The following is a 1,145-nucleotide window of genomic DNA, read 5'->3' as shown; positions in this document are numbered from 1 at the left end:
ATTTATTGATGTGTTAAAGTCATTACAGAAGCATGAAAATTTAGCAGTGAAGCTATCTAGAGCGAAAGTATTAGAGTTGTCAAAGCGTATTTCTTTCCTTGAAAAAAATGGGATAAAAACATACGGGGCAGTTGTAACTGGGCCTAAAGTAGAAGTTGAAAAATTGATGAGCCACGAAAAAGTTAGAAAATTGAAAGTAGGTGAAGCGAGGTTATGGAATTGGCATTCTTAAAAAAAGGAAAGAATCATATGTATAAACAGGAAACGTGGATGGGGACTATTTCATTAATTATTGCCTTTCTAGCGTTATTGTATTTGAACATTATATTGCTTATTCAAGAAACATTTATAGGTAAAAGTTTTCTGCAAATAGTTGGTATTGGAGTGGTGTGCTCAGTCATAGGTATGATCACAAAAAGCAAAAGTCGAAAATATGCATTGTGGGCATGTAGTTTATTTATTTTTATGCTGCTGTTTTCTATATTTGGATTTATGTTAGGTTGGATGATAAGCTTTGGGCCATAAATATGTGGAAAAGAGCGAATGTAGATTCGCTCTTTTTCTAATGTATAAAAAGTAAAATAGATAAGAGAAGAACCTATCAAATTTGAAAGGAGAGCACTATGCATCTAGGCTGTTGTTTTGTTGATATGTTTTCTGCTCACTTTATATAAAAAAATATTTGCACATGCAAGCGATTCCATTGCGTCTTACGCCGTAATAACGGAAAACAAATTGACCGTGTATTGTATATAGGTTATAATTCAGAAAGTTTAAAAAATAATAAAAATGAGAAATAGGGAGGTTATCTGGGTGATGGAGAGAGTGTATAATTTTTCAGCAGGACCATCTATACTCCCTTTGCCGGTTTTAGAGAAAGTGCAAAAGGAGCTTGTAAATTATAACGGGACAGGCATGTCTGTTATGGAAATGAGCCATAGATCTTCTTATTTCCAAAGTATTATTGATGAAGCCAGCAGCTTACTTCGTGAATTAATGAACATTCCTGATGATTATGAAGTTTTATTTTTACAAGGCGGTGCGTCATTACAATTTTCTATGATACCGTTAAATTTAATGAGTACATATAAAAAAGCTGGGTACATACTGACAGGTTCATGGTCTAAAAAGGCGCAGCAAGAAGC

General features: G+C 33.7%; 3 protein-coding genes. All 3 read left to right on the top strand.

Features of this window, described 5'->3' with window-relative positions; translation table 11 throughout:
• On the top strand, positions 1–232 hold a 232-nt coding region (locus tag AC1DTM_RS27670), incomplete at its 5' end, for an anti sigma factor C-terminal domain-containing protein (protein WP_477001395.1).
• Positions 214–525 carry a hypothetical protein gene (locus tag AC1DTM_RS27665; RefSeq protein ID WP_002110719.1) on the top strand — a complete coding sequence of 104 codons (312 nt, stop codon included), beginning with the start codon at positions 214–216 and terminating at the stop codon, positions 523–525. The genes AC1DTM_RS27670 and AC1DTM_RS27665, both read left to right, overlap by 19 nt.
• 291 nt (positions 526–816) lie before the next feature.
• Positions 817–1,145: aminotransferase class V-fold PLP-dependent enzyme (locus AC1DTM_RS27660; protein WP_477001394.1), on the top strand; the 329-nt coding region annotated here is incomplete at its 3' end.

This window comes from Bacillus sp. P4_D3, assembly GCF_056401855.1.
The sequence above is the reverse complement of the archived record's forward strand: the minus strand, read 5'-3'. Positions and strand labels throughout refer to the sequence as shown.

Excerpts from the sequence above, each read along its gene's own strand:
- AC1DTM_RS27665 (WP_002110719.1), top strand. The coding sequence starts at position 214 with ATGGAATTGGCATTCTTAAAAAAAGGAAAGAATCATATGTATAAACAG.